Here is a 25,212-nt window from a genome sequence, read left to right on the forward strand (position 1 = left end):
TTCCTATCTATCGCATCTTCTTCAGCAGCCAGGAGAAGCTTTCTCCGCTGCGGGGAACCTTGGCCGTCACGACCAATTGCCGCGTGCCGATAGGCCTTCCGAGCCCGTCTGCCCAGAGGCTTTCCTCGATTCCGACCGCATCGCGGCCAGAACGGAACTGCCACAGGCTGCCATCAGGCAGCGAGAGCGTGACGCCCTTGCCATCGGCACTGGCGGCAAGCTCGATGTGCGGGCCGAGGTGGAAGCGCAAGGCAACCCCGATCATGCCGCGCTTGCCCTTGCGCCCGGCGGGCACAAGCAGATCCTCGCCGCGCAGTTCGGTGCCATCGTCGCGCAGGATCAGGATGCGGCGGTGGACCAGACCGTAGCGCCCGACATAGCCGTTGTGGCTCGCCTCGATCCGCGTTGCACCCGGCCCGGTGCCTTCGGCTGAAAGCGTCCTCCGATCGACTTCCACTTCCGAAACGCCCGATCCCAGACGCCCGTTGATCAGCACCGCCGTCGAATTGAAATCGTCGATCGTCAGCGTCGAATGCGCCGCCGTTGCGCGCAGGCCCTGTTCGAGCCGCAGCGGAATCAGGCCGCCCGCAAAAGCCGCGCCGCCGCAATTGACGATCAGCCGCTCAGGTCCGTGGCTGAATTCGAAGGCCAGCGTGGAGGCGCAGCCATCGCGGGTGTGGCGGGCGACTGGCGGCGGCCCGGCATCGAACTGCAGCACCGCCTTGCCCGCGCTCGTGCGCTGGTATCCCCACTGCCGCGCATCGCGCAAAGGCCGCGTGCGCACGCCGCTGGCACGCACGACCTGTTCGATCCGCTCGGCAGAAACCGCGCCCGCGCCCTGCCAGTTGCCCAGCGCGCCATCGCCGTGGAGCAGCGCCAGCAGTGGCGGCACCAGCAGGGTCAGCATCGTCTGGATCTGCGGCAAAGGCTCGGCCCGCACCGCCTCGTAGCAGGCGCGCAACGAGACCAGCAGTTCGATCGCCTCGATCTGGCAGAGCGGGCTACGCGACAGCACGCCGCCATCGTCGCCCACCAGTTCGCCCAGCGCGCGCACCAGCCCGGCCTCGCCATAGAGGCGACGCGGCTTGCCATCGGCCATGAGCAGGCCCACCGCCACCAGCGCGCACCAACCCGCCACTTCCGAAAGCCGGTCGTCCGCCTTGCCCACCCGCCGGTCGAGCCAGCGCGCGGTATCCTCGATGGTGTGCAGCACCCTGGACCGGAACGCGCGGTCCTGTCCCGACAGCAACAGCGGCGCATGGACCATCCAGCCCAGCAACCGGTGCCCGACGTTGCCCACGTCCCACGCAGGCGTCGGGTCCGGTTTGGGATTGGCGGCAAGCCAGGTGGCGAGGATGCGTTCGGCCACCTGAGCGCACTGCGCCCGCGTTCCACCCGATTCCAGATCGCGCAACCAGCGGAAGCCATGGACCATGCGCTCGAATGCGGGCGGCAGGCGCGGGCCTGAGAATGCCGTGTCGGCGATGGGAGACTTGAAGCCGTGGATCAGGAAATGCCCCGCCCGCAGCGCCTTGCCGGCAGCAGGATCGCCCGGCAGGGGCGGCGTGACGGTGGCGGTCAGCCGGGTCTTGCCCCGCTTGCGGAACGGATGAACCGCGCCTGCCGGAAGCCCCAGCCCATAGGCAAAGCGCACCAGCCTGTCGCCCGCACCCAGCGATGGCGGCGCGAAATCGGCGAGCGCGAGCGCGCGTCCCGGCTCGATGATCGAAGGGTCGGGCCGCTCTTCGTCGAGTGCAACGTAGCGCACCGCAGGCTCGTCACTGACAGGGGGCGTTTCGGCCAGCGGTTCCTCCTTCGTCGCATCAAGCGGGATGGCCCGTGAGCCAGCAGCGGACGAGTTGTCCGCCGGGCGGCTTCCGAGGTCGGGGAAGCCGCGCGTTGCCATCTCAGCCCTGCGCCTCGCCCAGCGCCTTCAGCGCCGCAATGTTCGCGGCATATTGCGAAGGCCCGCCCTTGAATGATGCGGTCCCGGCAACCAGCACGTCTGCGCCCGCATCTACGCAGGAGCGGATGGTGCGCGTATCCACGCCGCCATCGACTTCAAGGTGAATGTCCCGGCCCGACTTGTCGATCATCTTGCGCACTGCCTCGATCTTGCGAAGCTGGCTCGAAATGAAGCTCTGCCCGCCAAAGCCGGGGTTCACGCTCATTATCAGGACCAGGTCGACGTCGTCGATCAGGTAATCCAGCATCTTGGCAGGCGTTCCCGGATTGAGCGAAACGCCCGCCTTCTTGCCGAGGCCCTTGATCGCCTGCACCGTGCGGTGGATGTGCGGCCCGGCTTCGGGATGGACGGTGATGATGTCCGCCCCGGCATCGGCGAAGGCCTGCAAGTAGGCATCGACCGGCGAGATCATCAGGTGCACGTCGAACGGCTTGGTCGTGTGCGGACGCAGTGCCTTCACCACCATCGGCCCGATCGTGATATTGGGCACGAAATGGCCGTCCATCACGTCGACATGGATCCAGTCGGCCCCGGCAGCATCGATGGCGCGCACTTCCTCGCCCAGTCTGGCGAAGTCGGCGGAAAGGATCGACGGCGAAATCAGCGGAGTCATCTGGTTCTTCCTGCGACGGGTGGCAGGCAGATTGCGCACGCACAGGCGCTCAGGCTACGGCCACCCCACGCCTTGCGCTTACCTTTCGCGAATCGGGCGAACAAGCGTTTTGCGGGTCCTTATCCACACGGAATGTCCCGGATTGGATGGGGTTGGTTTCCTGAACGCTTGGCGCGCACGAAATTCAGCCGTTATTCACGGCACGAATCGTACTTAACGGATGAGAAATCTGCCGGTAATGGTCCGGTGGGGCAGGTAATCAGCGCTGCACCACGGTGCAGCAAGGAGCTATCCGGAAGCGCGGATTACCTGAAAGACACATCGAAATCGGGGCTTTTGAACATGACCAAGCCGAGACGGTTACGCGCCGCGGCCGTGATTACTGCCAGTGCTTTTGCTGCAATTGTCGGCGGTAGCACGGCTGCAAGCGCCAATGGCCCCAACTGCGCCGGGCCTGTCAGCGATACTTACATCAACGTGACGATCGACGGCGTGCGCAACGGCAACGGATTGATGGCGGTCACGCTCTATGCGGACGAGCCACGCAAGTTCCTTGTCAAGAAGGGCTCGATGTACGTTGGCCGCGTTGATGCCACGGCGCCCGAGACGCGCATGTGCCTCTATGTGCCCAAGCCCGGCGTCTATGCGCTGGCGGTGTACCATGACGAGGACGCGAGCAAGAACCTGAAGCGCAGCGGCGTCCTCGGCCTGCCCGAGGAAGGCTTCGGCTTTTCCAACAACCCGCCGACGATCGCCAGCATCCCCTCGTTCCGCTCGGTACGCCTGAATGTCTCGAAATCGGGCCTATCGACCCGAATTCATCTCAAGTACCCTTGAGGCCGGTGCGGGAGCGGCAACGCTCCCGTTCTGGTCACTCGCCCGCAGGTACGCCGATATCGGCGAAGGTCCGCGCGAGGTGCCATGGCGCAAGCTCTTCGGCGAGCGCGTGCGCACGTGGGTCGTCCACGTCCATCCACCACGCATCCTCGATATCCATTGTCCCCGCACGTCCCGCGTCGGCCAGGCGCTGCATGCCGTCGGACAGGCTCCCGGGCTTTCCCTCGGCGATGGCATCACGGATTGCCAGCGCGAGTTCGGGCGTGGCGAGGAATGCGCCACAGTCGACCGCATCATAAGGTGTGATGGTCTTGCCGATGGCGGTGATGCGGCCTTCGTCGTCCATCCGCACCCAGGTCGCGTCATCGGGATCGACCAGCGGATTGTCGACGCGGCGGTCGACCGCCAGCGTCACCCCGCGATCCGGGCCATCCTCCAGCATCAGCCGTTCGAGGATGTCGGCGTCGAACATGTGATCGGCCATCATCAGCAGGTAGTTGCCGTCGCACCGTGTCGCGCCGGCCATGACCGAATGGCCGTTGGGCGTGGACCAGTTGCTCAGCCGCACCGGCACGATCTCGATCCCGGCGCGCAGCGAAAGATCGGCGAGGAAAGCCTCGAGCATGTCGGCATGATGGCCGGTCACCACCACCACCCGGGTCACCCCAGCCAGCATCGCCTGGCGCACGCCGATCTCGATCAGCGGCACGCCCGCAACGGGAGTGAGCGGCTTCGACGGCGAAAGCTCGGCAAGGCGGCTGCCGTATCCGGCAGCGATGATCAGGGCATCCATGGTCGATCCGGGTAGAGGTTTCGCGCACAAATGAAAAGGCCGACCAGACGCAGAGTCCGGTCGGCCTTTTCGATTTTGCGGAAAAGCGGTCGCTTATTCGGCGGCCAGCTTCTCGACCGACGCGTACTCGTCAACCATCTGAGCGGCGACGTCGTCGTTGAACTGCTGCGGCGGGTGCTTGCAGAAGTAGGCCGACGGACCGATCAGGGCACCGCCCTCACCGCGCTCGAGCGCAACCTTGCAGCAACGAATCGCGTCCATGACGCAAGCGGCCGAGTTCGGGCTGTCTTCAACCGAAAGACGCAGTTCCAGATTCATCGGAACGTTGCCCCACTGCTGGCCTTCCATGCGGATGAAGCACAGCTTGTTGTCCTTCTGCCAGGGAACATAGTCCGAAGGACCGACGTGGATGTTCTCGTCCTCGAGACGCGTGGCGAGCATGGCCTGCACTGCTTCGGTCTTCGATTCCTTCTTGCTGCCCAGACGCTGGCGGTCGAGCATGTTCATGAAGTCGGTGTTGCCACCGGTGTTGAGCTGGTAGGTGCGCTCGACGTTCACGCCGCGGGCGGCGAAGAGGCTGGAGAGCACGCGGTGGACGATGGTTGCACCGACCTGCGCCTTGATGTCGTCGCCGACGATCGGGATGCGCTTCTCGCGGAACTTCGCTTCCCATTCCGGGGTCGAAGCGATGAACACGGGCATGCAGTTGACGACGGCAACGCCGGCTTCAAGTGCGCATTCCATGTAGAACTCGGTGGCTTCCTGCGACCCGACGGGGAGGAAGTTGAGGAGTACTTCAGCGCCCGAATCCTTCAGAGCCTTGACGATGTCGGCCTGGGTGGCTTCGGGCTGGTCGGCCACGATGAAGCCCTTTTCACCGACCGAGGTCATGTGCGCGGCAACGCCGTCGGACACGCGACCCATGATCACCTTGGCGCCGGTCTGCGGCACGTTGGGCTGGAACACGGTGGTGTTGTTCGGAGCGGCGAAGATGGCTTCGGCAATGTCCTTGCCGACCTTGCGCGCGTCAACGTCGACGCCGAGCACGAAATCGACGTCACCGGCGCCATAGCCGCCAATGCGGTCGTGGATGAGGCCCTGCGACGAATTGTTGTTGCGATAGTAGGCTACACCCTGCACCAGCGAACTAGCGCAGTTGCCCACGCCGATCACGGCGACCTTGATTGGCTTCATGAATAACGATCCCTTCAGACAGGCGCCCTGAGGCGGCTGTAATCAAACTGACTCAAAATACCGAAATGCCGTCGAATGCAAGCCGATTCCTCAGTCCGTCACGACGAAGCGGGGAATGGCAGGTCGATAAAACCCACCTTGATCCTCGCTCCCTACTCGCAATCCCGCCACCTGCACTGCACCAAAGTACGGGCGCGCAGGCTACAGCAAGTTCCGATGGGACGCGGCCCTTAACCGAAAAATGCGGCCTGCGATAGTGCGTTTCCACAAGAGGGCTCAGATCACGGCAACCGATGCCCCGATCGTGGCAATATGGTCACCAAGGTCTTCCAGCGAGGCCAGGGTCCGGGTTCCCGGCACAGCCCTCTCGAAATCCTCCTGCGAGAACGCGTCGGTCAGGAGGGCCCGAAACCGGACTCCTGCGGCGGCCGCGATGTGGGCGTCGTTCGGTGAATCTCCGGTGAACAGAAATCCGGTGCGGCTCACGCCGAAACGCTCTTCCAGCCTCCTGAAGTGCGCCTCGCCCTTGGCAAAGCCGGGATCGCCGGCATTTGCGGCGCGATATCCGAGCGCGCAATCCACCGGCCAGTCACGCGCCAGACGCTCGACATAGCATTCGAGATTGTTCGAAGAGATCGCGACGAGAAAGCCCGCATCGCGCCAGCCCTGCAGCAGCGCAGCGGTTTCGGGCGCGATGGCGATGCCGGTCAGGTAGCCATCCTTCCACTGCTCGAAGCGCTCGGCCACCGGATCGGTGTCCTGGCCGGGGTAGAGTTGGCGCAACTGCCGCTCGAACGGCAGCCCCGATGTGGCAAAATAGGATTTGCGCGCCTGATCGAAGGGCGTGCCGAACGCTTCCTCCATCAATTGCGCGGCGCGATCGGCATAGTCGTCCATCGTCGGGACCAGGGTCCCGTCGAGATCGAACACCAGCACCTTGACCTTGCTATCGACGCTCACGCAATCAGGCTTTCACGGGCGATGGCAAGGTCTTCGGGCGTATCCACCTCGAACCACTTGAGCCCGGACAGCCAGCAGACCTGCGGCGCGCTCTGCGGGTCTTGCGCCAGTTCGTGGAGCACCATCTCGACCGAGGCGCTGGCAAGATCGCGGCTGGCAAGGACATGGTCGAACGCGGCCCAGTAGGTTGTCTGGCTGTCCGCGCCGATCCGGGTCGTGCCTATATAGGCGCCGTCGTACTTGGGCAGCGTCTTGGAGATCGCGACGAGCGCACCGTCCTTCTCGATCACCTTCATCTCGTCGGGCAGCACCGGCCGCTCGCGCTCGCAGGCAATCGCAATGCCAGCGTCTGCCCTGGGCGCGAAGTGCCGGGTGTACATGTCGGCGGGAAACAGGTGGTCGGCGTTGGTCAGCACGAACGGCGCATGGCCGATCAGCGGACGCGCGGCGCCGAGAGAGGTCAGGTTCCCGGCCTCGAGCATGGTGTTGCGCACGGTGCGTACCGGCGCGTCCGGCCAGTGCGCGGCAATGTGGTCCTCGATAAGATGGGCGCGGTATCCGGTGACGACGATGACCTCCTCGACAACGGCGAGGAGCGCTTCAATCGCGAAATCGAGGCAAGTGCGGCCTGCAACGGTCATCAGCGGCTTGGGCAGGGACTCGGTCGCATCGCCGAGCCGGCTTCCGCGGCCCGCAGCCAGGATAACACCCTTCATCGATTCCCTCGGTTCCCAGTTGCGGTCGGACGCGTGCAATTTGGGGGAAGGTGGCCCGTCGCGCAAGGGGTGGGGCTAATTGCACCCGCCATGCACCCCCAAAGCCTGCGGGAGTTGCCGCTTTGCCCCCGAGAGTTGCCCGTCCGCTCCCGAGAGTTGCGGTAGAGTTGGAGACGTGGATTCAGAGCTGTCGCATGTGTGGCGGGAGCAGCGATCCCTCGCTGTCCCGGGCGATCAGTGGTGCACACCAGGCCACTGCGCCGAGCCAGATGCACAGGCCACCCAGGAGCATCCCGGGCAGGAGCCAGGCAAGGCCAAGCAGGCAGAACACGCAGGCGACCATCACATAGACATCGCGCTTGAACAGCCGCTCCAGCGTCAGCGTGACCGTCTGCAATACCGGCCGACCGTCAAGCTTGCGCTCCAGCGCTGCGCGCAGAACGTCGAAGCTGCCGCGCCTTGGTCCCATGCGTACAAGGATGCTCATGGCGATTATGCCGCTGACCAGCAGGACCACGCAGGCAAGCGCAATCCACGCGTAATCAATACCATAGGTGCGGATCACGCCGGTCATCAGCCCGATCACGAAGCCGAGATTGGCCACCATATCGCAGGCGGTATCGAGCAGCGCGCCACGTCGGCTCATCGCCCAGGAAACGCGGGCAATGTCGCCATCGACGCAATCGGTGACCGAAACCGCCTGGAACAGGAAGCCGCCAAGCGCCAGCCATTCGACGCCGCCCTGGCCGAGGATCACCGCCATGACCATGGCCAGCGCCAAAGTGAACCAGGTGATCGGATCGGGCCCGAGGCCCAGCTTCATCGCCACGGCCGACATGCGGAACGAGATCGGCCGGTTGATCCAGCGGCCGACCGGGCCTTCGGTTGGCTTGAGCGTCGCGCGTAGCAGCGCCAAGACCGTGGCGTGGTCGCTCGGCTCCCGGATAAGGCGCGGATCGCCCGGCGCGAGAACCAGCGCGGGATCATCGCGCAACGCTTCGAGCGCGGCCCTGGTAGGCTGGGCTTCGGCGGGCAGGTGCGCGGTACCGGTCGGCAGAGGCGTTCCGGGCACGACCACGGTGACCTGCGGCAAGGGCCGCGCGCGCATCGAAAAGCTGCGGCGCCAGTCCTCATCGACCGGTGCGTCGGCGACGATCGTAATGGTCTGTGCGCCGACCAGATCGGCCAGAATCACCCCTCGCGCGATTCCGCTTATCCCGCCGATGCGTCGGCGCAGATAGGAACTTGCTGGAATCGCGACAGAAAACGAGGTATTCAAGCGTGTCTGCCTTGCCGAGAGCACTTCAGGCCCTTTCCTCGGCCTATAGACACGGCTACCTGTTGCGCCAAGACGGCACACGCGGGCGGGCTGATCGGGAGCGCTGCCCGTGTCCTGCAGGCAACGGATTAAGGGGTCGCATCAGTGAACGCGGGAAATCGGACCGGGGCAATCGAGCGGCCCAAGCGTCCGCGTGAATTGCAGGACGGGCTGAACTATCACCTCTACCATCCGCTGGCATGGCGGCTGGCAAGGCTGCTGGCGCACACCCCGCTGACCCCGAACATGGTCTCGGTATTCGGCGGCCTTCTCGTCGTTGCCGCGGGCGTCGTCTATTTCAACATGGATTCGACCGGCGGCACATGGGCGCTGGGCTGGCCGATGGGCGCGATGCTGGGCATGGCGCTGCACATGAGCTGGCACGTGGTCGATGGCGCGGACGGCGATCTCGCGCGGATCACCGGCAAGTCCAGCCCGATCGGCGAGATGGTCGACGGCATCTGTGATTATGCCAGCCACATCGTGCTCTACGTTCTTCTGGCCTTCGTGTTGACGCGCCAGATCGGATCGGGCCCGGCCTGGGCGTGGACGCTGGGCGCGGGCGCCAGCCACATCGTCCAGTCCAACCATGTCGAGGTGCAGCGCCGGTTCTACCAGTACTGGACCTATGCGGTTCCGTGGCTGAACAACGCCAAGGACAATCAGGCGGGCCTTTTCGGCAGCCAGTCGCTGTTCTCGCGTCTTTTCGAACCGATTGCACGGGGATACCTGTTCCTTGCTGCGGGCATGACCCCGCATGCGCGCCGGATCGACGAAGCGGTCCGCCAGTCGCTTGCATCTGACGACAAGCCGAGGCTCGATGCGATCCGGGCCGAAGTGGCGCGCGAACAGAAGCCGCTCCTGAGCTTCCTCAAGCTGCTCGGACCCAATCCGCGCGCTATCGTGCTGGGACTGGCAATGATCGCCGGAAGCCCGGTCTACTACTTCTTCTATCAGGTGGTGGTGCTGAACCTGCTCCTGCTGATCTCGGTCCAGCTGCACAACCGCGCGGCACAGCGCACTGCGTCGAGAATCTAGCTGACGCGGTAACGGTCGAGCGAGAGCACGCCCGGGTGCGCCTTGCGCCAGAGGGCGACGAAGGCACCGTAGAAGACCAGCGCGATCAGCGGGGCGAGTGCCTTGATCACCATCGGATGGGCGCCTGCCAGGGCCGTGCCCGCCGCAAGCCCGCCAAGCCAGAGGCCGAGGAGGACAGATGCGCCTGCAGCCAGCATCGGGATGCCAGCATGAAACGGGTGCGGACGCACGCCAAGCCCTGAAAGCCAGTGCCTGCGGATGAACGAGGCGACGAGCGCGGCCAGCAGCATCGCCAGGCCTGCGCCGAAGATTCCGTATTCCGGGGTGAGCAATGGAATCGTGATGCCCGCGATCAGGATCAGGATCAGGTTGACTTGCAAGGCGAGGGCAGGGCGGCGGTAGTAGAGGATCAGTTCCGACACGCCGAACGCGCCGTTGACGGTTTCAGCCAGAACCATCGCCAGCAGCGCGGCGTAGCTCCCGGCATAGTGCGCGCCGAACAGGTCGAGCAGCGCCTCGCCGGTTGCCGCCATGAGCAGGACGACGGCGAGCTGGAACGTGAGGATCACGCGCGTTGCCGCGGCGGTAGCCTTGCCGGTGGCGACATCGCCGTCAGCCATCATCGTGCGCGCGGTGAGCGGGGTGAGGATGCCGTCGAAGGCCTGCCGCACTTGCAGGATCGGCGTGCGCAACTGGCGCAGCACGCCATAGACGCCGACCGCCGCATCGCCAAGCAGGAAGCCGACGAGATAGAGATCGATGCGCTGCGCCAGCGTGGTCAGGAAATCGCTGCCACTGGCGGGTACAAGCGAACGAGCGCGGGCCAGCAGCGCGGCAGGATTCGGTCGCCAACGGCGCAGGTGCAGCGAGCCGAGGCAGTGGCGCGCGCTCCACACAGAGAACAGCGCCAGCGCAATCGAACCGGCCCAATAGCCGAAAACCATCCCGGTCTGTTCGAGACCGAGATACCATGCTCCAAACGCGACCGCGGCCAGCACGTATGGCTCGACGAGGCCGCGCGCGAGCACTTCGTAGCGCATCTTGTGGGTCCAGCGCGTGGCGGCCAGCGCGATGTCGCCGAAGATCTGGCCGAGCACGGCAGGGGCGATCAGGGCGAGGGCAAGGCGCAACTCGTTGGAGACAAGCCGATCGGGCAGGGCCTGAGCGCCGAAGACAAGCACTGCCGAGACGAGCACGCCGGCAAAAAGGGCAAGCAGCAGAGCATCGAGCAGGACATGGGTGGCAAGGCGCAGGTTTTCGCCTGTCGTCGCTTCTTCGAGCCAAGGGAAGATCATGCGCTTGAGGCCGAGGCTGGCGACCGGCACGGCCAGTTCGACCATGGCACTGGCCATGGTGAAGACGCCAAAGCTTGCCGCGCCATAGAGCCTCGCGCCAACATACAGGAACGAGGCGCGTGCGGCGAAACGGATGACGAAGCTCAGCGCGTTTGAACCCGCGCCGCGCGCAATTACCGTCTGGGAGCCTCGGGACGCGGTCATTTCGCTGCGGCGCTTGGCGGGTAATGCCCTGATTGGCAAGAGCACGGCGGTTGTCGAGAAGCAGCAAGCGCCAGATCCAGGATCAGACCTTGTCCTTCTCGAGGGCGAAGATGCAGAGCACGACGACCAACAGCGACAGTGCTTCCATCACGCCCCATGCCAGCCACTGCGAGTGGCTGTAGAGCCAGACGCCGATGGCCGGCGCGGCGATATAGGCCGCGCCATTGGCCGAGGTGACAATGCCGGCGGACTGGCCCTGTTCTGCGGGCGAGACGGCAAGGCTGGCACCCGAGGTGAAGCCGGGACGGAACAGGCCGAAGCCGATCGAGGCAATGGCGAAGCCGACCGCGATGGTGTGGAGATCGCGACCGGTAGCGACCGGGATGATGCCGACGGTCGCAAGGCCCATGCCCCAGAGCGTCGAAGTGCGTGGCCCGAGCCCGAGCATGGGGATGAGGCCCCATTGTGCGAGCAGGGTGGCCACCGCGCCCGACATCAGCACAAGGCCGATGGGCCCGGCACCGGCATCGGGATTGCCGCGCAGGCCAAGCCGGTCGAGCAGCAGGAAGCCGATGACGCCGAGCAGCATGGCCTGGGCATGCCCGCCAATTAGGCCCGCGGCGAGCCAAGGACGCAGGCGGCGGTCGGTCCAGCGCAGACGATCGGCGCCTGCGTGCTGCGGTTCGGCTTCGGGCAGTTCGTCGGGCGTACCGTCAGGTTGCTCCTCGACCATGCGCGGATTGGACGAAGCGCTGAAGGGAGCGGCCATGACCTCGCCACGCCCGGCAAAGCGCGGGTCGTCATTTGGCAGGCGCGTGCGCAGCAGCACCAGAACTACCACGCCGAACAGCGCGAACAGGGCGAACGGGCCGACCAGGCCAAGTCCGGGGAGAATCAGCAGCGGCGCAAGGGCAGGGCCGAGCACGGTGCCGAGACCAAAGCTTGAGGCGACCAGCGACAGTGCCTTTGTGCGATCGGCCCGCCCGGTGCGGCTGGCGACATAGGCCTGCACGGCTGGCGGTGCGGCCGAACCGAAGCCGCCGTAAAGCGAGCGGGCAATGGCAAAGAGCCCCATGGTCATGCCGGCGCTCAACCAGCCATCGAGCCCGAAGTGCAGGACCATGCCGCACAGCGCGAAGGACAATATGAAGCCCAGCACGCCAAGCGCCATCATCGCCTTGCGCCCGCGCCGGTCCGAACGGCGCGCCCAGAACGGGGCCATCATCACCCACAGCAGGGCCGACCACGAATAGGCAAGGCTCACCCAGACGTCGGCAATGCCAAGCCGCGTGCCGATCGAGGGCATGACCGATTGCATCGCGGTATTGCCTGCAGCGGTGACCAGCATGACCGCAAAGAGCAGCGCCATGCGCTCATTCGACACGCGAATCGGGCCATCGGTCATGCCGTTGTGCTTTCCCGGCGGCGCGCCATTGTCCACGACTGGTTCATCCAATCCTGACTAGTGTCCGCTAACGGTGCTTGCAATGGCAGGCCAAATTTGCGACCCGCTTGGGCCAGCTTGACCGGCAGAGGACCATTTCCTGCAATGACTTCGACCCAAGTGGCGCGTGAGCCTCTTCTTCAGCGGGCAAAACGCAAGGCAGAGCGTGTGCTTGGTCCGGCCGGAATATTCTTCAAGGGCTTCCTCAAGCACCCGGCCATGGTCGGCGCGATCGTGCCCTCGTCCAACCGCACGATCGAGCGCGTGCTCTCGGTGGTGGACTGGGAAGAATGCCGCCTTTTCGTCGAATATGGCCCCGGCGTGGGCACTTTCTGCCGTCCGGTTCTGGAAAAGCTGCGCCGCGATGGCCGGCTGATCGTGATCGACACCAACCCCGATTTCATCGCCTATCTGCAGAAGACGATCGGCGACAGCCGCTTCATCGCGATCCATGGTTCGGCAACCGACGTGGAGGACATCGTCAAGGCGCATGGCTTTGACCATGCCGACTACGTGCTGTCGGGCCTTCCGTTCTCGAACCTGCCCGAAGGCGTTGGCCCTGCGATCATGGGAGCGACGCATCGCGTGCTGCGCCCCGGCGGCGCGTTCCTCGTCTATCAGTACACCGCTCGTGCGCGCGATCTGATGAGCCAGTTCTTCCGCCGCATCGACAAGGGCTTCGAGCCGGTCAACGTGCCCCCTTGCGTGATCAGCTGGGGCTGGAAGGAATAGGTCGGACGCTCGGCCTTCAGTCGAAGACCGAAGTGATTTCCGCCGTCGGGTCTCCGGCCATCTGGCGGTAGACCGCTGCCAGCATTGCCACGAAATAGACGAGCGCCGCAGCGGTGATCGCGCTTGAGACGGCAGCGGTCAGCACGCGCTGCAGTTCACCACCGGTGGTGAGCACCAGAACCACGCCGACCAGCATCATGGCCAGGCCATAGACCACCGCGAAGACCAGTCCTGCAAGGATGAAGAAGGCGAGCAGACGGCCGGAATTGCCCCGGGTCAGCTCCCACGAGCGGCGCAGGGCGGCGACCGGATTGCGCTCGGCCTCGATCGCCAGCACCGGGGCGACGAGCGCCATGCGCAGGCTGCACCACACCATCGCAACGAAGACGGCGAGAATGACGATCGCGGCAATTGCCTGCACGCCGGTCAGCGCAGCAGCGCTCACCAGCACGAGGAAAGCCATGCCGAGCGCGCCGCCGACGATGATCTGGGCGAGGACGTAGGGCCCGAGCGCCTTGAAACCGCGCCCGATGGCCTGGCCCACCGTGGGGCGCGCAGGGTCGGTCATCACAATGAGCATGGTCACCGTGCCTGCCATCTGCAGCAGGGTAACAATGATCAGCAGCGGCAGCGAAGAAGTCCACGCCTCGGCCATGATCTCCATCATTTCGCCCGGCGGCGTGCCGGGGGCCATCTGGGGTTCGGGCACGAAGATTGAGAAGGCGAGGGCGGGGAGCAGGAAGAACACCCCGGCAATGGCCATGAGCACGTCGCGGTTGGTGGCGACGAGGCGGGTGGCGGTCTTCCAGGCAAGGCTGCTGTCGAGGCGGGGGGTCATGAGCGGGTCAATAGCAGCGTGGCAGCGCTGCGTCGAACGTCAGTTTTTGGCAAAAGCGCCTCTTGCCACTGGCCAAGCGCTGCGCCATCTCGCAGGCCATGGCCTCACGCGACACGATCGAGATCCGCCGCGAATCCGCGCAAGTGCCCTATCGCGAGGCGCTTGACGCGATGGCCGCGCGCAACGCCGCGATTGCCGAGGGCAGCGGGCAGGAGCTGATCTGGCTGCTCGAGCATCCGCCGGTTTATACCGCCGGCACCAGCGCTTCGCCCGACGAACTGCTCGACCCGCGCTTCGAAGTGGTCGAGGCGGGGCGTGGCGGACGCTATACCTATCACGGGCCGGGACAACGCATCGGTTACGTCCTGCTGGACCTGCGCAAGCGCGCGCGGGACGTGCGCGGCTTCGTCCATGCGCTGGAAGGCTGGGTGATCGATACGCTGGCAGACTTCGGCGTCGAATCATGGCGGGCTGAGGGGCGCGTCGGCATCTGGACGAAGGGTGCTGACGGGCGCGAGGCCAAGATCGGCGCCATCGGCGTGCGCATCCGCCGCTGGGTTACGATGCATGGCTTTTCGGTCAATCTCTCGCCTGACCTTTCGCACTTCGGCGGCATCGTGCCCTGCGGGATCGACGAGTTCGGCGTGACGAGCCTTGCCGCGCTCGGCCGCGATGTTACACCTGCGCAGTGGGACGAGGCGCTGCTTGCGCACCTTGACCGCTTTCTCGAACGTCTGGACACCGCCTGTCCGCCTCCGGAGGCTGCATGATCATTCGCTCAATTGCTCTCGGACTGTGCCTGATGGCGTGCGCCTGCGGCAAGAAGGCGGACGAGGCCGCGACCAGTGCCGCGGGAGCAGAAGTGCTGCCCGGATCGATCTCGGACGCCATGATCGACCTCGACACTTCGACAGCCTCTCCGCCGATGGCTGCGGTTCATGTCGAAAAGAAGAAGGCGGCGCCCGATGCGAGCGAGGCGGCTGCCGACGAGGCCGTCGCAGAACCGGCAGCCGAGGCTGCGCCTGCAGATTCAGCCGATACCCAGTAGCTGCTTTGCCATCCTGAGGTGGGGCTGGTCGACCATGCGGCCGTTGTACTGCAGCGTTCCGGCATAGGGATTGGCGGAAAAGAGCGCGACGATGGCGTGGGCTTCTGCCAACTCCTCCTCGCTTGGCGCAAAGGCGGCGTTGATCACCGGCACCTGTGAAGGATGGATCGCGAGCATCCCGGTAAAACCATCGGCCTTCGCGGATTCGGCGGCGCGACGGGTGCCGTCCTCGTCGCGGAAATCATCGTGTAGGGTATCGATCGCCCAGACGCCCTTCGCATGGGCGGTCAGCAGGCATTGCGCGCGGATGAAGCGGAAAGCATCGGTCCACGCACCTGAAGCATCGCGCTTGCGGCTGGCGCCGAGCACGGCGGACAGGTCCTCCGCCCCCCAGGTCAGCCCGGCGAGGCGTGGCATCGGTGCATCGACGTATGATGTGATCGTGAGGGCCGATTTTGCCGTTTCGCTGACCAGCGGCAGGATCTTCGTCGCACCGTTGGGCAGGCGGTTGCGTTGTTCGAGTTCGTAGATTTCGGCGGCAATCATGCGGACCTGTTCGGGCCCTTCGCACTTGGGCAGCATCACGCCATCGGGCGCGCCTGCCATGACCACGGCCAGATCGTCGCGCCACAGGCCGGTGTCGATCGCGTTGATCCTGACCCACCGGGCGACGGGGCGGTTCTCGGTCACGTGCTGGCGGTGGATAGCGAGCCAATCGCGGGCGAGGACGCGGGCCTGCGGCTTGGCCGAAGGGGCCACCGCGTCTTCGAGATCGACGATCACCGCATGCGCGCCCGTCGTCATGGCCTTGCCCAGCTTCTTCTCGCTGTCACCGGGAACAAAGAGCCATGATCTTGGCGGCATGCGGCATTACTCCATCTGAGCGTTTCTAGTTGGCCGGAGCGGTCTCCTCCGCCAGCGTCGGGTAGTCGATATAGCCGACCTCGCCCGGGAAATACCACGTCTGTGGCACCCCCTTGTTCGGATTGATGTGCGCTCCGACACGGATGCGCTCGACGAGGTCGGGGTTGGAGATGAACGGACGACCGAAACTGATCGCGTCGGCACGTCCCGAGGCAACGTCTGCGGCTGCCGCCTCAGGCGTGTAGTCGCTGTTGAGGACCAGAGGCCCGGTGTAGATCGAGCGGATCAGCGCGTCCTGCTTGGGCACATTGGTCGATCCGAAGGTTCCGTCGGGTCCCGGCTGGCGCAGCTCGAGGAAGCCGATACCAAGCTCTTGCAGCACGCGTGCGGCTTCGCCGAAAGTCGCGGCAGGGTTGCTGTCGTCCGCCCCTTGCGATTCGCCGTTGGGCGAAAGGCGTACCGAGACACGCTCCTTGCCCCAGATCGAGATCAGGCGCTCGACGACTTCGCGCAGCAGGCGCACGCGGTTCTGCGGGCTGCCGCCGTAATCGTCATCGCGCAGGTTGGTGCCATCGCGCAGGAACTGGTCGATCAGGTAGCCATTGGCGGCATGAAGCTGCACGCCATCAAACCCGGCCTTCTTCGCATTTTCGGCAGCGCGGGCATAGTCGTCGAGCAGGCGCGGCATTTCATCGAGGCGCAAGGGGCGGGCGGTGGCGAAGTCCTGCTTGCCTTCGGGCGTATGCGCCTGGCCCGGCGCACGCGTGGCCGATGCCGACACCGGAGGCTCACCGCCGAGGAAGTAGGGATGAACGATACGGCCCATGTGCCAGAGCTGGAGGATGATCCGTCCGCCCGCTTCATGCACGGCCTGCGTCACCGGCTTCCACGCTTCAGTCTGCTCGTCGCTCCAGATGCCCGGAGCACTGGGCCAGCCAAGGCCTTCGCGGCTGATGCCGGTGGCTTCGGAAATGATCAGACCCGCACTCGCGCGCTGGCGGTAGTACTCCACCATGATCGGCGTTGGCACGCTGTCACCAGTGGCGCGGCCGCGGGTGAGCGGGGCCATGACGATACGGTTGGGCGCTTCGATTGCGCCAAGGTTCAGGGGCTGAAACAAGGGCTCGTGCATGCTAGGGGCCTCTTTCGTGAAAAGATCGGCGAACGTTCTAGGTTTCGCTTTGCAACTGGATTAGGCGGCGCCGATGACGAATTCAAGTGACGCGGCCTTGTCATTTCGCCCCAGTCCCAAGCATTTCCTTGCCCTGCTGACAGGAAACGTTGCGCTGGCGCTTGGTCCCTGGTTCGTGCGCATTGCCGACAGTGGCCCGGTTTCTGCAGGATTCTGGCGACTGGCGCTGGCCTTGCCCTTGCTAGGGCTGTTCGCGTGGCGCAGCGGAGAAAAGTTGTGGGGTTACCGGACGAAGGACTGGTGGCTCATCATGGGTGCCGGCGTGGTCTTCGCACTCGATCTAGCCAGCTGGCACGTGGGAATCGAACGGACGAAGCTGGGCAACGCCACGCTGTTCGGCAACTCAGGCAGTGTGATCCTGATGGTCTGGGGCCTGATCACCATGCACCGCCGCCCGCACTTGCGCGAGTTTGCTGCCGTGGCGATGGCGCTGGGCGGGGCAGGGCTGTTGCTCGGGCGCTCGATGGAGATCGATGCGCGCACGCTGGCAGGAGACCTCTTCTGCATTCTCGCCGGGCTGTTCTACGTTGTCTACATCCTGCTGGTGCAGGACGTGCGCGAACGTCTCAAGCCGTGGAGCTTGCTGTTCTGGTCGAGCCTTGCCGGGTGCCCGATCATGCTCGGCACGGCGCTGGCGATGGGCGAGCCGGTGCTGGCACACAACTGGTGGCCGCTGATCGGACTGATGCTGGCGAGCCAGATCGTCGGGCAGGGGCTGCTGGTCTATTCGCTCGGCCACTTCCCGCCACTGGTGATCGGGCTCGTGCTGCTCACCCAGCCTGCGGTCTCGGTCGTCGTCGGCTGGATTTCGTTCGGCGAAGTTCTGGCACTGCCCGATGCCGTCGGCATGGCGCTGGTCGGCGCGGCACTGGTGCTGGCGCGGCTGGGCGAGGGAAAGCCTGCCTAGCTCACCCCCCGAAAGGCTTTGCCCCAAGATCGCCCAAACCCACCGTGCCGCTGGCCATGTCGAGCATGCGGTCGAGGCTCCTTTTGGCGGCGAGGCGCAGGTCCTCGGCCATTTCGATGCGGGGCTTCAGGTCGCGCAGGGCGAGGTAGAGCTTTTCCATCGTGTTGAGCGCCATGTAGGGGCAGATGTTGCAGTTGCAGTTACCGTCCGCGCCCGGCGCACCGATGAAGGTCTTTTCCGGGATTGCGAGCTGCATCTGGTGGATGATGTGCGGCTCGGTCGCCACGATCAGCGTATCGCCGGTGAAGGTCTTGGCGAACTGCAGGATGCCGCTGGTTGAGCCGACATAGTCGCAATGGTCGATGATGTGCGGCGGGCATTCGGGGTGCCCTGCCACCGGCGCGCCGGGGTGCTGTGCCATGAGCTTGAGCAGCTCTGTTTCCGAGAACGCCTCGTGCACGATGCACACGCCCGGCCAGAGCAGCATCTCGCGCCCGAACTTGCGGTTGAGATAGCCGCCGAGGTGACGGTCGGGCCCGAAGATGATCTTCTGTTCGGGCGGAATCTGGGCGAGGATCGTCTCTGCGCTCGATGACGTCACGATCACATCGGACAGTGCCTTCACCTCGGTCGAGCAGTTGATGTAGGTCAGCGCGATATGATCGGGGTGAGCCTCGCGGAACGCCTTGAACTTGTCAGGCGGGCACGAATCTTCAAGGCTGCAGCCTGCGTCGAGGTCTGGCAGGACGACGATCTTGTCAGGCGAAAGGATCTTGGCGGTATCGGCCATGAACTTGACGCCGCAGAATGCGATGACGTCAGCATCGGTGGCGGCTGCCTTGCGCGAGAGTTCGAGACTGTCGCCCACGAAATCGGCGAGGTCCTGAATTTCCGGGCGCTGGTAATAATGCGCGAGGATAACCGCGTTGCGCTCCTTGCGCAGACGGTCAATTTCGGCGCGCAGGTCGAGGCCGGAAAGGTTCAGGGGCTGGGCAGTCATCGCGTCACGTCCTCCCGCCCGCTTGAGCTTGCGGGCGAGAGGGGGACTTAGGGACCTCAGCCCGCTGCGGCAATACCTTCAGCGAGCGAAACGAACGGCGGGAAGACTGAAAGGCCCATTACCACCGCCGTCACCGTCACCACGGCCAGGGCAACGAGTCGCGTGGCGGGGTGCAGGGTGCCGGTCTGCTTGAGATCATGCCGGGCAACGATCGCGACCACGCCAAGCTGGAGCGACATCTGGATGATCGGGGTCAGCACCGGGCCGAGGATCGGTGCTGGAACGAGCCTGCCGAACGCGGGCTCCATCACCATGATCGTGGCACCGAACATCAGCCGGCGGTGCCATTGGGTGTGCTTGCGCAGGGCAATGCCTGCCCCGACCATAACGGCAAAGGCGGTTGCCTCGATATGCGTCAGGGCAAGAAAGAAGGCGTTGGTGAAGAACGGCGGGACGCGGTGCAGTTCGATCGCCATGCGGCCGGTGAACATGCCAAGTCCGGCGATCACCAGCACAAGAGCGAAGCTTATCCATCCCAGCTTGCGATGCAGGCCGATGTTCTGGCTGCTGGCCAGCAGGTTCTGCGTGACGAACAGGCCAAGCCAGGACAGCATCGCCACGCCGTGGAGGTGTACCCAGATCGGAACGGTGCTGGGCGAAACGAACCCGCGCAGTGCCCATTGGGCAAAGCCGAAGACGATGAAGGCCGCAATGCCGATGGCCATGCGGGTAAAGAAGCGCTGGTCGCGCGAATACGGATAAGCGGTATTGATTGCGGCGGTAGCCATCTCGAGTCTCCACCAGTCCCGGTGCGCCCGCTAAGAGATTCGCACAGGATCGGCGGTGACGCCAGTCACACCTGCAACTACTTTGCGTCGAAGCTAACCTCGACCTTGGCCTTGCCGTAGCCCGCGACCTGCAAGGGGATCGACAGGTTCTGCGAAATGGCCTCTTTGGCGGCCTGACGGGCGAGGTTCATCAGTACCGGGTTTGCCGCCTGTTGCACCGCCTGCGCTTCGGCAAGGCGGGTGTTGTCGCGGGTCAGCTTGTCCTGCGCGTCGCGGCTGATCCAGATGCCGTCACGCAGATACTGGGCGCGCGCCTCGTCGAGATTGGGGCGGCTGACCGTGAGTGGCGGCAAGCGCACCGAGAGGGTCTGACCTTCCGCGTTCCACGAAAGCCGGTCCTTGCCGACGGAGGCGAGGTTGATCGTGTAGTCGACGCGCGCGGGGATCACAGCGACCTGCTTGGCGTTCACGAGGCCGAACAGGCGGGAATCGTTGCTCGATACGACCGGAGCCAGTTCCGCGCTGAACACTGTCAGCTTGTCCTGCTTCTCGAACGCGACGAGACTGGTAGCGAGGGGGTCGCCAAGATCCTCGGGCTGCCACCACTTCCACGCGAAGAACGCGGCGGCGGCCAAGGTCACGATGAACAGCCCCCATGGGAGGAGCGAGACGCGGGCCAGCGAAGGCGAGGGTCGGGTCTGGGGCGGTTGGCCGGTCAGGTGGTGATCATCCATGTCTCATCCTCAACCCGCACCCGGCCCCGCTGTTCCAGATCCATGAGGTGAGCCAGCACCGAGCGGCCTGCAGCACCGTGCAGGCGCGGGTCGAGCCCCTTGTACATCGCGGCGACGAATTCGGGGATCGCATGGGCTCCGGCGTCTTCGAGCAGGCGCAGGATCTGGCGTTCGCGCTGGCGGCGATGGCCGAGCATGCCGCGGACCAGCTGGCGCGGATTGTCGATCTGGGGTCCGTGCGCGGGGTAGAGCACGCGGTCTTCGCGGTCGTAGAGCTTCTGCAGACTGGCCATGTAGGCGGCCATGTCGCCATCGGGCGGAGAGACGACCGAGGTTGACCAGCCCATCACATGATCGCCGGTAAACAGCGCGCCGCTTTCGACCACGCTGTAGCACAGGTGATTGGAAGTGTGGCCGGGCGTGGCGACGGCTTCGAGCGTCCAGCCATCGCCCGCAATGCGCTCGCCATCGGTCAGCACGCGATCGGGGCGGTAGTCGGCGTCGAAGGCGGCGTCGGCGCGCGGGCCGTCATCCTCGAGCGTGAGCGGGGCGCAGCCGATGATCGGCGCGCCGGTCGCTGCCTGCAACGGACGCGTAGCGGGGCTGTGATCGCGATGCGTGTGGGTGCAGACGATGGCTGCGATCCGGGCATCGCCCACCGCGCGCAGGATTGCCTCGACGTGGCCCTCGCTTTCCATGCCGATCCGGTCGTCCATGCCGAACGGGCCCGGATCGATCACCGCGACGTCGGCGCCCGCGCCGACGAGGTAGGTCTGCGTCCCGGTGAAGGTATAAGGCGAGGGGTTGGGGGCAAGCACGCGGCGGACCAGTGGTTCGAGCTGCTCGGCAAGGCCCACGGGCCATTCGCTGCGATCGGGTATGGGGGGCATCTGCGCCATGCCGTGTGCTATGGGGATTGCGAGCGGTGCATGCAACCACGCAGGCCCAAGCTTCTGGCTTAGCGTTCAGGCAGTGCGTTCAGGCCGCGCTTGTCGTTTCCTGTACGGCGCGGGCAAGGCGTTCGCGCAATCGCTGGACGGCTCCCGCGCTCGCGACGCTTTCCGAACGCCATGCCTGTTCGAGGCGCTGGATGCGTTCGTAGAGGCGCTCGCTCTCATGAACCAGCGTCCGCACGTCTTCGGGCAGGGACGTGACAACGTCGGGATCGCTGGCGGGGAAGTTGGCGATCAGCCGGCCGTGGCGACGCAGCTGCAGTTCGGAAAGCTCGCCGGCGAAATGGGCGCGGTGGTTTAGCAGCCAAGCGAGGCAATGCATCACCCGTGTCGTCGTGCGCAACGCCTCGCAGCTGACCTGCACCCGCTGCAGGTCCTCGTCGGCAAGGCCTGAGCCCGCCGTCTCGTGCCGCAGTCGCTCGAACCGCACGCGCACCGTATCGGCAAGGCCGAGGGCCTGCACGTGAAGCGCTTCGACAATGCGCGGGTTGAGGCTCTGCATCAGGGGCATGACAAGCGCATAGTCCTGTGACCGCGCATTCGCCAACACCGCTCGACCGCTGTACATGTCCCAAAACCTGAACGTTTCTTAACGGGACAGGTCACCAATCCGGGATATTCGATTCAAGTGGTTGATTTCAGGCGATGATGTCCGGGATCAGGTAATCCTCGATCATCGCGATCTGGTCTTTCAGCAGCAATTTGCGCTTCTTGAGGCGGGCGATCTGCAACTGGTCACGCACCCCATTGAGAGACAGCGCATCGATGGCGGCGTCGAGGTCGCGGTGTTCGATACGCAGCGCCGCAAGCCGCTTGCGCATTTCCTCTTCGGTCACGTTACGCCAAACTCCTTCGACCCGGTGAACCGGTGCTTGCGCAAGCTCTACGGTCGATCCCGTAAACCTGCACGCTCCGACGCGGTTTGACTTGCAAGATACGGCGATTGTGGGAGCATGACAACGCGCCGCCTGAACGAGTCGGGCACAACACCGATCAAGGCGTCGCCGCCCCCGCACGGGGCAGGCCTGTGCGGGTATCTGACGGGGCTTTCCCCTTAGGAGGACAACGCATGGAATCGACGCATCTCAGCGCACTCCAGATGAAGCATGCCGGACTTGAAAGACAGATCCAGATGGAAATGTCCCGGCCCCTCCCCGACGATACGCTGGTGGCCCAGCTCAAACGCAAGAAGCTGAAGCTGAAGGAAGAACTTTCCCGGCTCAATTGAGCGCCACTGAAGAGGCAAGTGCAGAGCCGCCCCGAAAGGGCGGCTCTTTTGCGTTTTGCGACGCGCATAGCTATCCACTCGATCATCGCTGCCGTATCGGATTGCGCGCAACATTCCCAAAGGGCGCGCACTAGGCTAATCCCTGTCCCATGCTCACCGCCGTGACCGCCGCCCGCCAGATTCTCACCTCCCTTCACGAGGTCATGGCCTCGCGTGCCGGTGCGCAGGCCAAGCTCAACCAGATCGTCGAAGTGATCGGCAACAATCTCGATTCAGAGGTCTGCTCGATCTACCTCCTGCGCGAAGGCATGCTCGAGCTCTTCGCCACCCGCGGCCTCAACCAAGCGGCAGTCCACGTGACGCGGCTTGCCGTGGGCGAGGGTCTGGTCGGCACGATCGCGGGCAATGTCGAGACGCTGAACCTTGCCGAAGCCGCCGCGCACCCGGACTTCGCATTCCGCCCTGAAACCGGCGAGGAAAAGTTCCACTCCTTTGCGGGCGTGCCCATCGTGCGGCGCGAACGGGCCGTTGGCGTGGTCGCCGTCCAGCACGTCGAGCCGCGCCGCTACGAAGAGGTCGAGATCGAGGCGCTGCAGACCGTGGCGATGGTCCTGTCGGAACTCATCGCCAATGCCGAGCTTATCGACGACGAGGAATCGCTGGGCGTGCCCGCCCACCTCACCGGGCCGGACCGGCTCAAGGGGCTGACGCTGGTGAAGGGCCTCGCCAGCGGGGTCGCCGTTTTCCACCAGCCCCGCGTGACGATCGAGCACGTCGTGGCAGAGGATACCGAGGCCGAGCGCCAGCGCGTCTATCTCGCCTTCGACAAGATGCGTGAGCAGATCGACCGGATGGCGAGCCAGGCCGAGTTCGGCGTGGGTGGCGAGCACGAGGAAGTGCTCGAGACCTACCGCATGTTCGCCTACGACGAAGGCTGGTCGCGCCGGATCAACGAGGCGATCGATTCAGGTCTCACTGCCGAAGCCGCGATCGAGCGTGTCCAGCAACGCACCAGAATGCGCATGCGCCAGATTGATGATCCGCTGCTGGCAGACCGCATGCATGATCTTGAAGACCTGTCGAACCGGCTCCTGCGCACGGTCTCGGGGCAGGTCGGAACGGCTGCAAGCATGGGGCTGAAGGGTGATGCCATCCTCATCGCCCGCAATCTCGGCCCTGCCGAACTGCTGGAATATGACCGCCGCCGGTTGAAGGGCGTTATCCTTGAGGAAGGCTCGCTCACTGCTCACGTGGTGATCGTTGCCCGCGCCATGGGCATTCCGGTAGTTGGGCGGATGCGCGCGCTTCGCGGCAAGGTGCGCGAGGGCGATCACCTGCTGCTCGACGGTGACCAGGGTGTGGTCGACGTCCGCGCATCGCCCAGCCTGATCGAGGCGTTCGAAGCCCGCTTTGCCAAGAATCGGGAGCGCCAGGCCCATTACGCCACCATGCGCGAGGTCGAGCCGTTCACGCGCGACGGCACGCGAATCACCGTGCTGATGAACGCCGGCCTGCGCGACGATACGCCGATGCTGGGGATGACCGGGGCGGACGGGATCGGCCTGTTCCGGACCGAGTTCCAGTTCCTGGTGTCGGCAACGCTCCCCTCGCGCGAGCGCCAGACCCGGCTCTATCGCGACGTGCTTGACGCCGCCGGTGACAAGCCGGTGGTATTCCGCACGGTCGACATCGGCGGAGACAAGGTCCTGCCCTATCTGCGCCACAACGATGGCGAGGCCGAAGAGAATCCGGCGATGGGCTGGCGGGCGCTGCGCGTCGCGCTCGAACGCGATGGCCTGCTGAAAGTGCAGGCGCGCGCGCTGCTTGAAGCGGCAGGCGGACGCACGCTCAACGTCATGTTCCCGATGGTGACCGAGCCTTGGGAGTTCGATGCGGCCCGCGCCGTGTTCGAAAGCCAGCTGGCTTTCCTGCGCCAGCGCAAGAAGACCCTGCCAGAGGCGATCCGCTATGGTGCGATGCTCGAAGTTCCGGCGCTGGCCGAATGCCTCGACATTCTGGCGCCGAGGCTGTCGTTCCTGTCGATCGGCACGAACGACCTGACGCAGTTCCTGTTCGCAGCCGATCGCGCCAATCCCAAGCTCGCCGAACGCTACGACTGGCTGAGCCCTGCCATCCTGCGCTTCCTGCGCCGCGTGGTGAACACGCTTGCCCCGTTCGGCACCGACGTGACGGTGTGCGGGGAAATGGGTGGGCGCCGTCTCGAGGCACTGGCCCTGCTCGGCCTTGGCATCACCCGTCTCTCGATCACGCCTGCCGCGGTCGGGCCGGTCAAGGAATTGGTGCGCAAGATCGACGTGAACGAGATTCGCACCGCGATGAACGGCTGGCTGTCCGAGCCCCCTGCCGACTTGCGCTCTGCCATTGCGGAATGGGCGTTTTATCGCGGGATCGAGTGTGATTGACGCTTGACGGCGATGCGACTGGCACCGCCAAAAGTGCGTTTCGTCGCCGAATTCCGCCATTCTTCATCGAAGGGCGTTGACTTTCACGGCATTGCAGCGAAGCCTTGTTAAAGGGTTGCTAAGCACA

The 25,212-nt window shown here is 65.0% G+C and carries 26 protein-coding genes; 8 read left to right on the forward strand and 18 right to left on the reverse strand.

The window, feature by feature from the left end:
* Positions 1–7: 7 nt before the first annotated feature.
* Together IQ25_RS08010 and rpe are read right to left on the reverse strand one after the other, a co-directional pair.
* Positions 8–1,906, reverse strand: coding sequence for a heparinase II/III family protein (locus IQ25_RS08010; protein WP_181447204.1), 1,899 nt, complete (start codon positions 1,904–1,906; stop codon positions 8–10).
* A gap of 1 nt (position 1,907) precedes the next feature.
* A complete protein-coding gene (gene rpe, locus IQ25_RS08015; protein ID WP_144904582.1) occupies positions 1,908–2,579 on the reverse strand; it encodes a ribulose-phosphate 3-epimerase in 672 nt (223 codons plus the stop codon).
* 342 nt (positions 2,580–2,921) lie between these two features.
* Between rpe and IQ25_RS08020 the strand changes: the two genes are divergently transcribed.
* Positions 2,922–3,416, forward strand: a complete 495-nt coding sequence (locus tag IQ25_RS08020) for a DUF2141 domain-containing protein (protein WP_144904584.1) — start codon at positions 2,922–2,924, stop codon at positions 3,414–3,416.
* A 34-nt stretch (positions 3,417–3,450) separates the two neighbouring features.
* Here the strand turns inward: IQ25_RS08020 and IQ25_RS08025 are convergent, their stop codons facing one another.
* From IQ25_RS08025 to IQ25_RS08045, 5 genes are all read right to left on the reverse strand, one after another.
* A complete protein-coding gene (locus IQ25_RS08025) occupies positions 3,451–4,209 on the reverse strand; it encodes a phosphocholine cytidylyltransferase family protein (RefSeq protein WP_144904586.1) in 759 nt (252 codons plus the stop codon).
* Between the two features lie 93 nt (positions 4,210–4,302).
* Positions 4,303–5,403: an inositol-3-phosphate synthase gene (locus IQ25_RS08030; RefSeq protein ID WP_144904588.1), complete on the reverse strand. Its 1,101-nt coding sequence runs from the start codon at positions 5,401–5,403 to the stop codon at positions 4,303–4,305.
* 276 nt (positions 5,404–5,679) lie between these two features.
* Entirely contained in the window at positions 5,680–6,363 is a 684-nt protein-coding gene (locus IQ25_RS08035; RefSeq protein ID WP_144904590.1) for an HAD family hydrolase, read from the reverse strand.
* Positions 6,360–7,079: a phosphocholine cytidylyltransferase family protein gene (locus IQ25_RS08040; protein ID WP_144904592.1), complete on the reverse strand. Its 720-nt coding sequence runs from the start codon at positions 7,077–7,079 to the stop codon at positions 6,360–6,362. The genes IQ25_RS08035 and IQ25_RS08040 overlap by 4 nt, the downstream gene beginning before the upstream one ends.
* Positions 7,080–7,260: 181 nt before the next feature.
* The gene (locus IQ25_RS08045) at positions 7,261–8,358 is read right to left on the reverse strand and encodes a CDP-alcohol phosphatidyltransferase family protein (protein ID WP_144904594.1); all 1,098 of its coding nucleotides are present in this window, start codon (positions 8,356–8,358) and stop codon (positions 7,261–7,263) included.
* Between the two features lie 144 nt (positions 8,359–8,502).
* Here IQ25_RS08045 and IQ25_RS08050 point away from each other — a divergent pair, with 144 nt between their 5' ends.
* Positions 8,503–9,435, forward strand: a complete 933-nt coding sequence (locus tag IQ25_RS08050) for a CDP-alcohol phosphatidyltransferase family protein (protein WP_144904596.1) — start codon at positions 8,503–8,505, stop codon at positions 9,433–9,435.
* Here IQ25_RS08050 and IQ25_RS08055 read toward each other — a convergent pair.
* Together IQ25_RS08055 and IQ25_RS08060 are read right to left on the reverse strand one after the other, a co-directional pair.
* Positions 9,432–10,934: a lipopolysaccharide biosynthesis protein gene (locus IQ25_RS08055; RefSeq protein ID WP_144904598.1), complete on the reverse strand. Its 1,503-nt coding sequence runs from the start codon at positions 10,932–10,934 to the stop codon at positions 9,432–9,434. The two genes, IQ25_RS08050 and IQ25_RS08055, sit on opposite strands and share 4 nt — an antisense overlap.
* Before the next feature lie 82 nt (positions 10,935–11,016).
* Positions 11,017–12,339, reverse strand: coding sequence for an MFS transporter (locus IQ25_RS08060; protein ID WP_246415721.1), 1,323 nt, complete (start codon positions 12,337–12,339; stop codon positions 11,017–11,019).
* 144 nt (positions 12,340–12,483) lie between these two features.
* Here IQ25_RS08060 and IQ25_RS08065 point away from each other — a divergent pair, with 144 nt between their 5' ends.
* The gene (locus tag IQ25_RS08065; RefSeq protein ID WP_144904600.1) at positions 12,484–13,110 is read left to right on the forward strand and encodes a class I SAM-dependent methyltransferase; all 627 of its coding nucleotides are present in this window, start codon (positions 12,484–12,486) and stop codon (positions 13,108–13,110) included.
* Positions 13,111–13,126: 16 nt separating this feature from the next.
* Here the strand turns inward: IQ25_RS08065 and IQ25_RS08070 are convergent, their stop codons facing one another.
* Positions 13,127–13,948: a glycerophosphoryl diester phosphodiesterase membrane domain-containing protein gene (locus IQ25_RS08070; RefSeq protein WP_144904602.1), complete on the reverse strand. Its 822-nt coding sequence runs from the start codon at positions 13,946–13,948 to the stop codon at positions 13,127–13,129.
* A gap of 98 nt (positions 13,949–14,046) precedes the next feature.
* Between IQ25_RS08070 and lipB the strand changes: the two genes are divergently transcribed.
* Together lipB and IQ25_RS08080 are read left to right on the forward strand one after the other, a co-directional pair.
* Complete coding sequence (lipB, locus tag IQ25_RS08075; RefSeq protein WP_144905045.1) at positions 14,047–14,718, forward strand: lipoyl(octanoyl) transferase LipB; 672 nt, start codon at positions 14,047–14,049, stop codon at positions 14,716–14,718.
* Positions 14,715–14,996, forward strand: a complete 282-nt coding sequence (locus tag IQ25_RS08080) for a hypothetical protein (RefSeq protein WP_144904604.1) — start codon at positions 14,715–14,717, stop codon at positions 14,994–14,996. Before lipB ends, IQ25_RS08080 begins: the two co-directional genes overlap by 4 nt.
* Here the strand turns inward: IQ25_RS08080 and IQ25_RS08085 are convergent.
* Together IQ25_RS08085 and IQ25_RS08090 are read right to left on the reverse strand one after the other, a co-directional pair.
* The gene (locus tag IQ25_RS08085) at positions 14,979–15,860 is read right to left on the reverse strand and encodes an HpcH/HpaI aldolase/citrate lyase family protein (protein WP_144904606.1); all 882 of its coding nucleotides are present in this window, start codon (positions 15,858–15,860) and stop codon (positions 14,979–14,981) included. The two genes, IQ25_RS08080 and IQ25_RS08085, sit on opposite strands and share 18 nt — an antisense overlap.
* A gap of 25 nt (positions 15,861–15,885) precedes the next feature.
* Positions 15,886–16,992, reverse strand: a complete 1,107-nt coding sequence (locus IQ25_RS08090; RefSeq protein ID WP_144904608.1) for an alkene reductase — start codon at positions 16,990–16,992, stop codon at positions 15,886–15,888.
* 73 nt (positions 16,993–17,065) lie between these two features.
* Here IQ25_RS08090 and IQ25_RS08095 point away from each other — a divergent pair, with 73 nt between their 5' ends.
* The gene (locus IQ25_RS08095) at positions 17,066–17,959 is read left to right on the forward strand and encodes a DMT family transporter (RefSeq protein ID WP_144904610.1); all 894 of its coding nucleotides are present in this window, start codon (positions 17,066–17,068) and stop codon (positions 17,957–17,959) included.
* A gap of 1 nt (position 17,960) precedes the next feature.
* Here IQ25_RS08095 and nadA read toward each other — a convergent pair whose 3' ends face one another.
* The 6 genes from nadA to IQ25_RS08125 form a co-directional block, all read right to left on the reverse strand.
* Complete coding sequence (nadA, locus tag IQ25_RS08100) at positions 17,961–18,959, reverse strand: quinolinate synthase NadA (RefSeq protein ID WP_144904612.1); 999 nt, start codon at positions 18,957–18,959, stop codon at positions 17,961–17,963.
* A 56-nt stretch (positions 18,960–19,015) separates the two neighbouring features.
* Positions 19,016–19,747: an adenylate cyclase gene (locus IQ25_RS08105; RefSeq protein ID WP_144904614.1), complete on the reverse strand. Its 732-nt coding sequence runs from the start codon at positions 19,745–19,747 to the stop codon at positions 19,016–19,018.
* 77 nt (positions 19,748–19,824) lie between these two features.
* Positions 19,825–20,481, reverse strand: a complete 657-nt coding sequence (locus tag IQ25_RS08110) for a DUF4230 domain-containing protein (RefSeq protein WP_144904616.1) — start codon at positions 20,479–20,481, stop codon at positions 19,825–19,827.
* Positions 20,463–21,380 carry an MBL fold metallo-hydrolase gene (locus tag IQ25_RS08115; RefSeq protein ID WP_407070588.1) on the reverse strand — a complete coding sequence of 306 codons (918 nt, stop codon included), beginning with the start codon at positions 21,378–21,380 and terminating at the stop codon, positions 20,463–20,465. Before IQ25_RS08115 ends, IQ25_RS08110 begins: the two co-directional genes overlap by 19 nt.
* A gap of 79 nt (positions 21,381–21,459) precedes the next feature.
* Positions 21,460–22,002, reverse strand: a complete 543-nt coding sequence (locus tag IQ25_RS08120; protein WP_258536984.1) for a DUF1465 family protein — start codon at positions 22,000–22,002, stop codon at positions 21,460–21,462.
* 70 nt (positions 22,003–22,072) lie between these two features.
* A complete protein-coding gene (locus IQ25_RS08125) occupies positions 22,073–22,270 on the reverse strand; it encodes a YdcH family protein (RefSeq protein WP_144904618.1) in 198 nt (65 codons plus the stop codon).
* A gap of 233 nt (positions 22,271–22,503) precedes the next feature.
* Here IQ25_RS08125 and IQ25_RS08130 point away from each other — a divergent pair, with 233 nt between their 5' ends.
* Entirely contained in the window at positions 22,504–22,662 is a 159-nt protein-coding gene (locus IQ25_RS08130; RefSeq protein ID WP_144904620.1) for a DUF465 domain-containing protein, read from the forward strand.
* A 149-nt stretch (positions 22,663–22,811) separates the two neighbouring features.
* Positions 22,812–25,085 (forward strand): phosphoenolpyruvate--protein phosphotransferase, encoded by a 2,274-nt coding sequence (ptsP, locus tag IQ25_RS08135; protein ID WP_144904622.1) that lies wholly within the window; start codon positions 22,812–22,814, stop codon positions 25,083–25,085.
* Positions 25,086–25,212 lie beyond the last annotated feature (127 nt).

The sequence above is a fragment of the Novosphingobium taihuense genome (assembly GCF_007830315.1).
GTDB lineage: Bacteria > Pseudomonadota > Alphaproteobacteria > Sphingomonadales > Sphingomonadaceae > Novosphingobium > Novosphingobium taihuense.

Excerpts from the sequence above, each read along its gene's own strand:
- IQ25_RS08065 (WP_144904600.1), top strand. The coding sequence starts at position 12,484 with ATGACTTCGACCCAAGTGGCGCGTGAGCCTCTTCTTCAGCGGGCAAAA.
- IQ25_RS08130 (WP_144904620.1), top strand. The coding sequence starts at position 22,504 with ATGGAATCGACGCATCTCAGCGCACTCCAGATGAAGCATGCCGGACTT.
- IQ25_RS08030 (WP_144904588.1), bottom strand. The coding sequence starts at position 5,403 with ATGAAGCCAATCAAGGTCGCCGTGATCGGCGTGGGCAACTGCGCTAGT.
- IQ25_RS08055 (WP_144904598.1), bottom strand. The coding sequence starts at position 10,934 with ATGACCGCGTCCCGAGGCTCCCAGACGGTAATTGCGCGCGGCGCGGGT.
- IQ25_RS08095 (WP_144904610.1), top strand. The coding sequence starts at position 17,066 with ATGACGAATTCAAGTGACGCGGCCTTGTCATTTCGCCCCAGTCCCAAG.
- IQ25_RS08020 (WP_144904584.1), top strand. The coding sequence starts at position 2,922 with ATGACCAAGCCGAGACGGTTACGCGCCGCGGCCGTGATTACTGCCAGT.
- lipB (WP_144905045.1), top strand. The coding sequence starts at position 14,047 with ATGGCCTCACGCGACACGATCGAGATCCGCCGCGAATCCGCGCAAGTG.
- IQ25_RS08080 (WP_144904604.1), top strand. The coding sequence starts at position 14,715 with ATGATCATTCGCTCAATTGCTCTCGGACTGTGCCTGATGGCGTGCGCC.
- IQ25_RS08070 (WP_144904602.1), bottom strand. The coding sequence starts at position 13,948 with ATGACCCCCCGCCTCGACAGCAGCCTTGCCTGGAAGACCGCCACCCGC.
- IQ25_RS08110 (WP_144904616.1), bottom strand. The coding sequence starts at position 20,481 with ATGGATGATCACCACCTGACCGGCCAACCGCCCCAGACCCGACCCTCG.
- IQ25_RS08085 (WP_144904606.1), bottom strand. The coding sequence starts at position 15,860 with ATGCCGCCAAGATCATGGCTCTTTGTTCCCGGTGACAGCGAGAAGAAG.
- rpe (WP_144904582.1), bottom strand. The coding sequence starts at position 2,579 with ATGACTCCGCTGATTTCGCCGTCGATCCTTTCCGCCGACTTCGCCAGA.
- IQ25_RS08040 (WP_144904592.1), bottom strand. The coding sequence starts at position 7,079 with ATGAAGGGTGTTATCCTGGCTGCGGGCCGCGGAAGCCGGCTCGGCGAT.
- nadA (WP_144904612.1), bottom strand. The coding sequence starts at position 18,959 with ATGACTGCCCAGCCCCTGAACCTTTCCGGCCTCGACCTGCGCGCCGAA.
- IQ25_RS08060 (WP_246415721.1), bottom strand. The coding sequence starts at position 12,339 with ATGACCGATGGCCCGATTCGCGTGTCGAATGAGCGCATGGCGCTGCTC.
- IQ25_RS08025 (WP_144904586.1), bottom strand. The coding sequence starts at position 4,209 with ATGGATGCCCTGATCATCGCTGCCGGATACGGCAGCCGCCTTGCCGAG.
- IQ25_RS08105 (WP_144904614.1), bottom strand. The coding sequence starts at position 19,747 with ATGGCTACCGCCGCAATCAATACCGCTTATCCGTATTCGCGCGACCAG.
- IQ25_RS08090 (WP_144904608.1), bottom strand. The coding sequence starts at position 16,992 with ATGCACGAGCCCTTGTTTCAGCCCCTGAACCTTGGCGCAATCGAAGCG.
- IQ25_RS08010 (WP_181447204.1), bottom strand. The coding sequence starts at position 1,906 with ATGGCAACGCGCGGCTTCCCCGACCTCGGAAGCCGCCCGGCGGACAAC.
- IQ25_RS08120 (WP_258536984.1), bottom strand. The coding sequence starts at position 22,002 with ATGTACAGCGGTCGAGCGGTGTTGGCGAATGCGCGGTCACAGGACTAT.
- ptsP (WP_144904622.1), top strand. The coding sequence starts at position 22,812 with ATGCTCACCGCCGTGACCGCCGCCCGCCAGATTCTCACCTCCCTTCAC.
- IQ25_RS08115 (WP_407070588.1), bottom strand. The coding sequence starts at position 21,380 with ATGGCGCAGATGCCCCCCATACCCGATCGCAGCGAATGGCCCGTGGGC.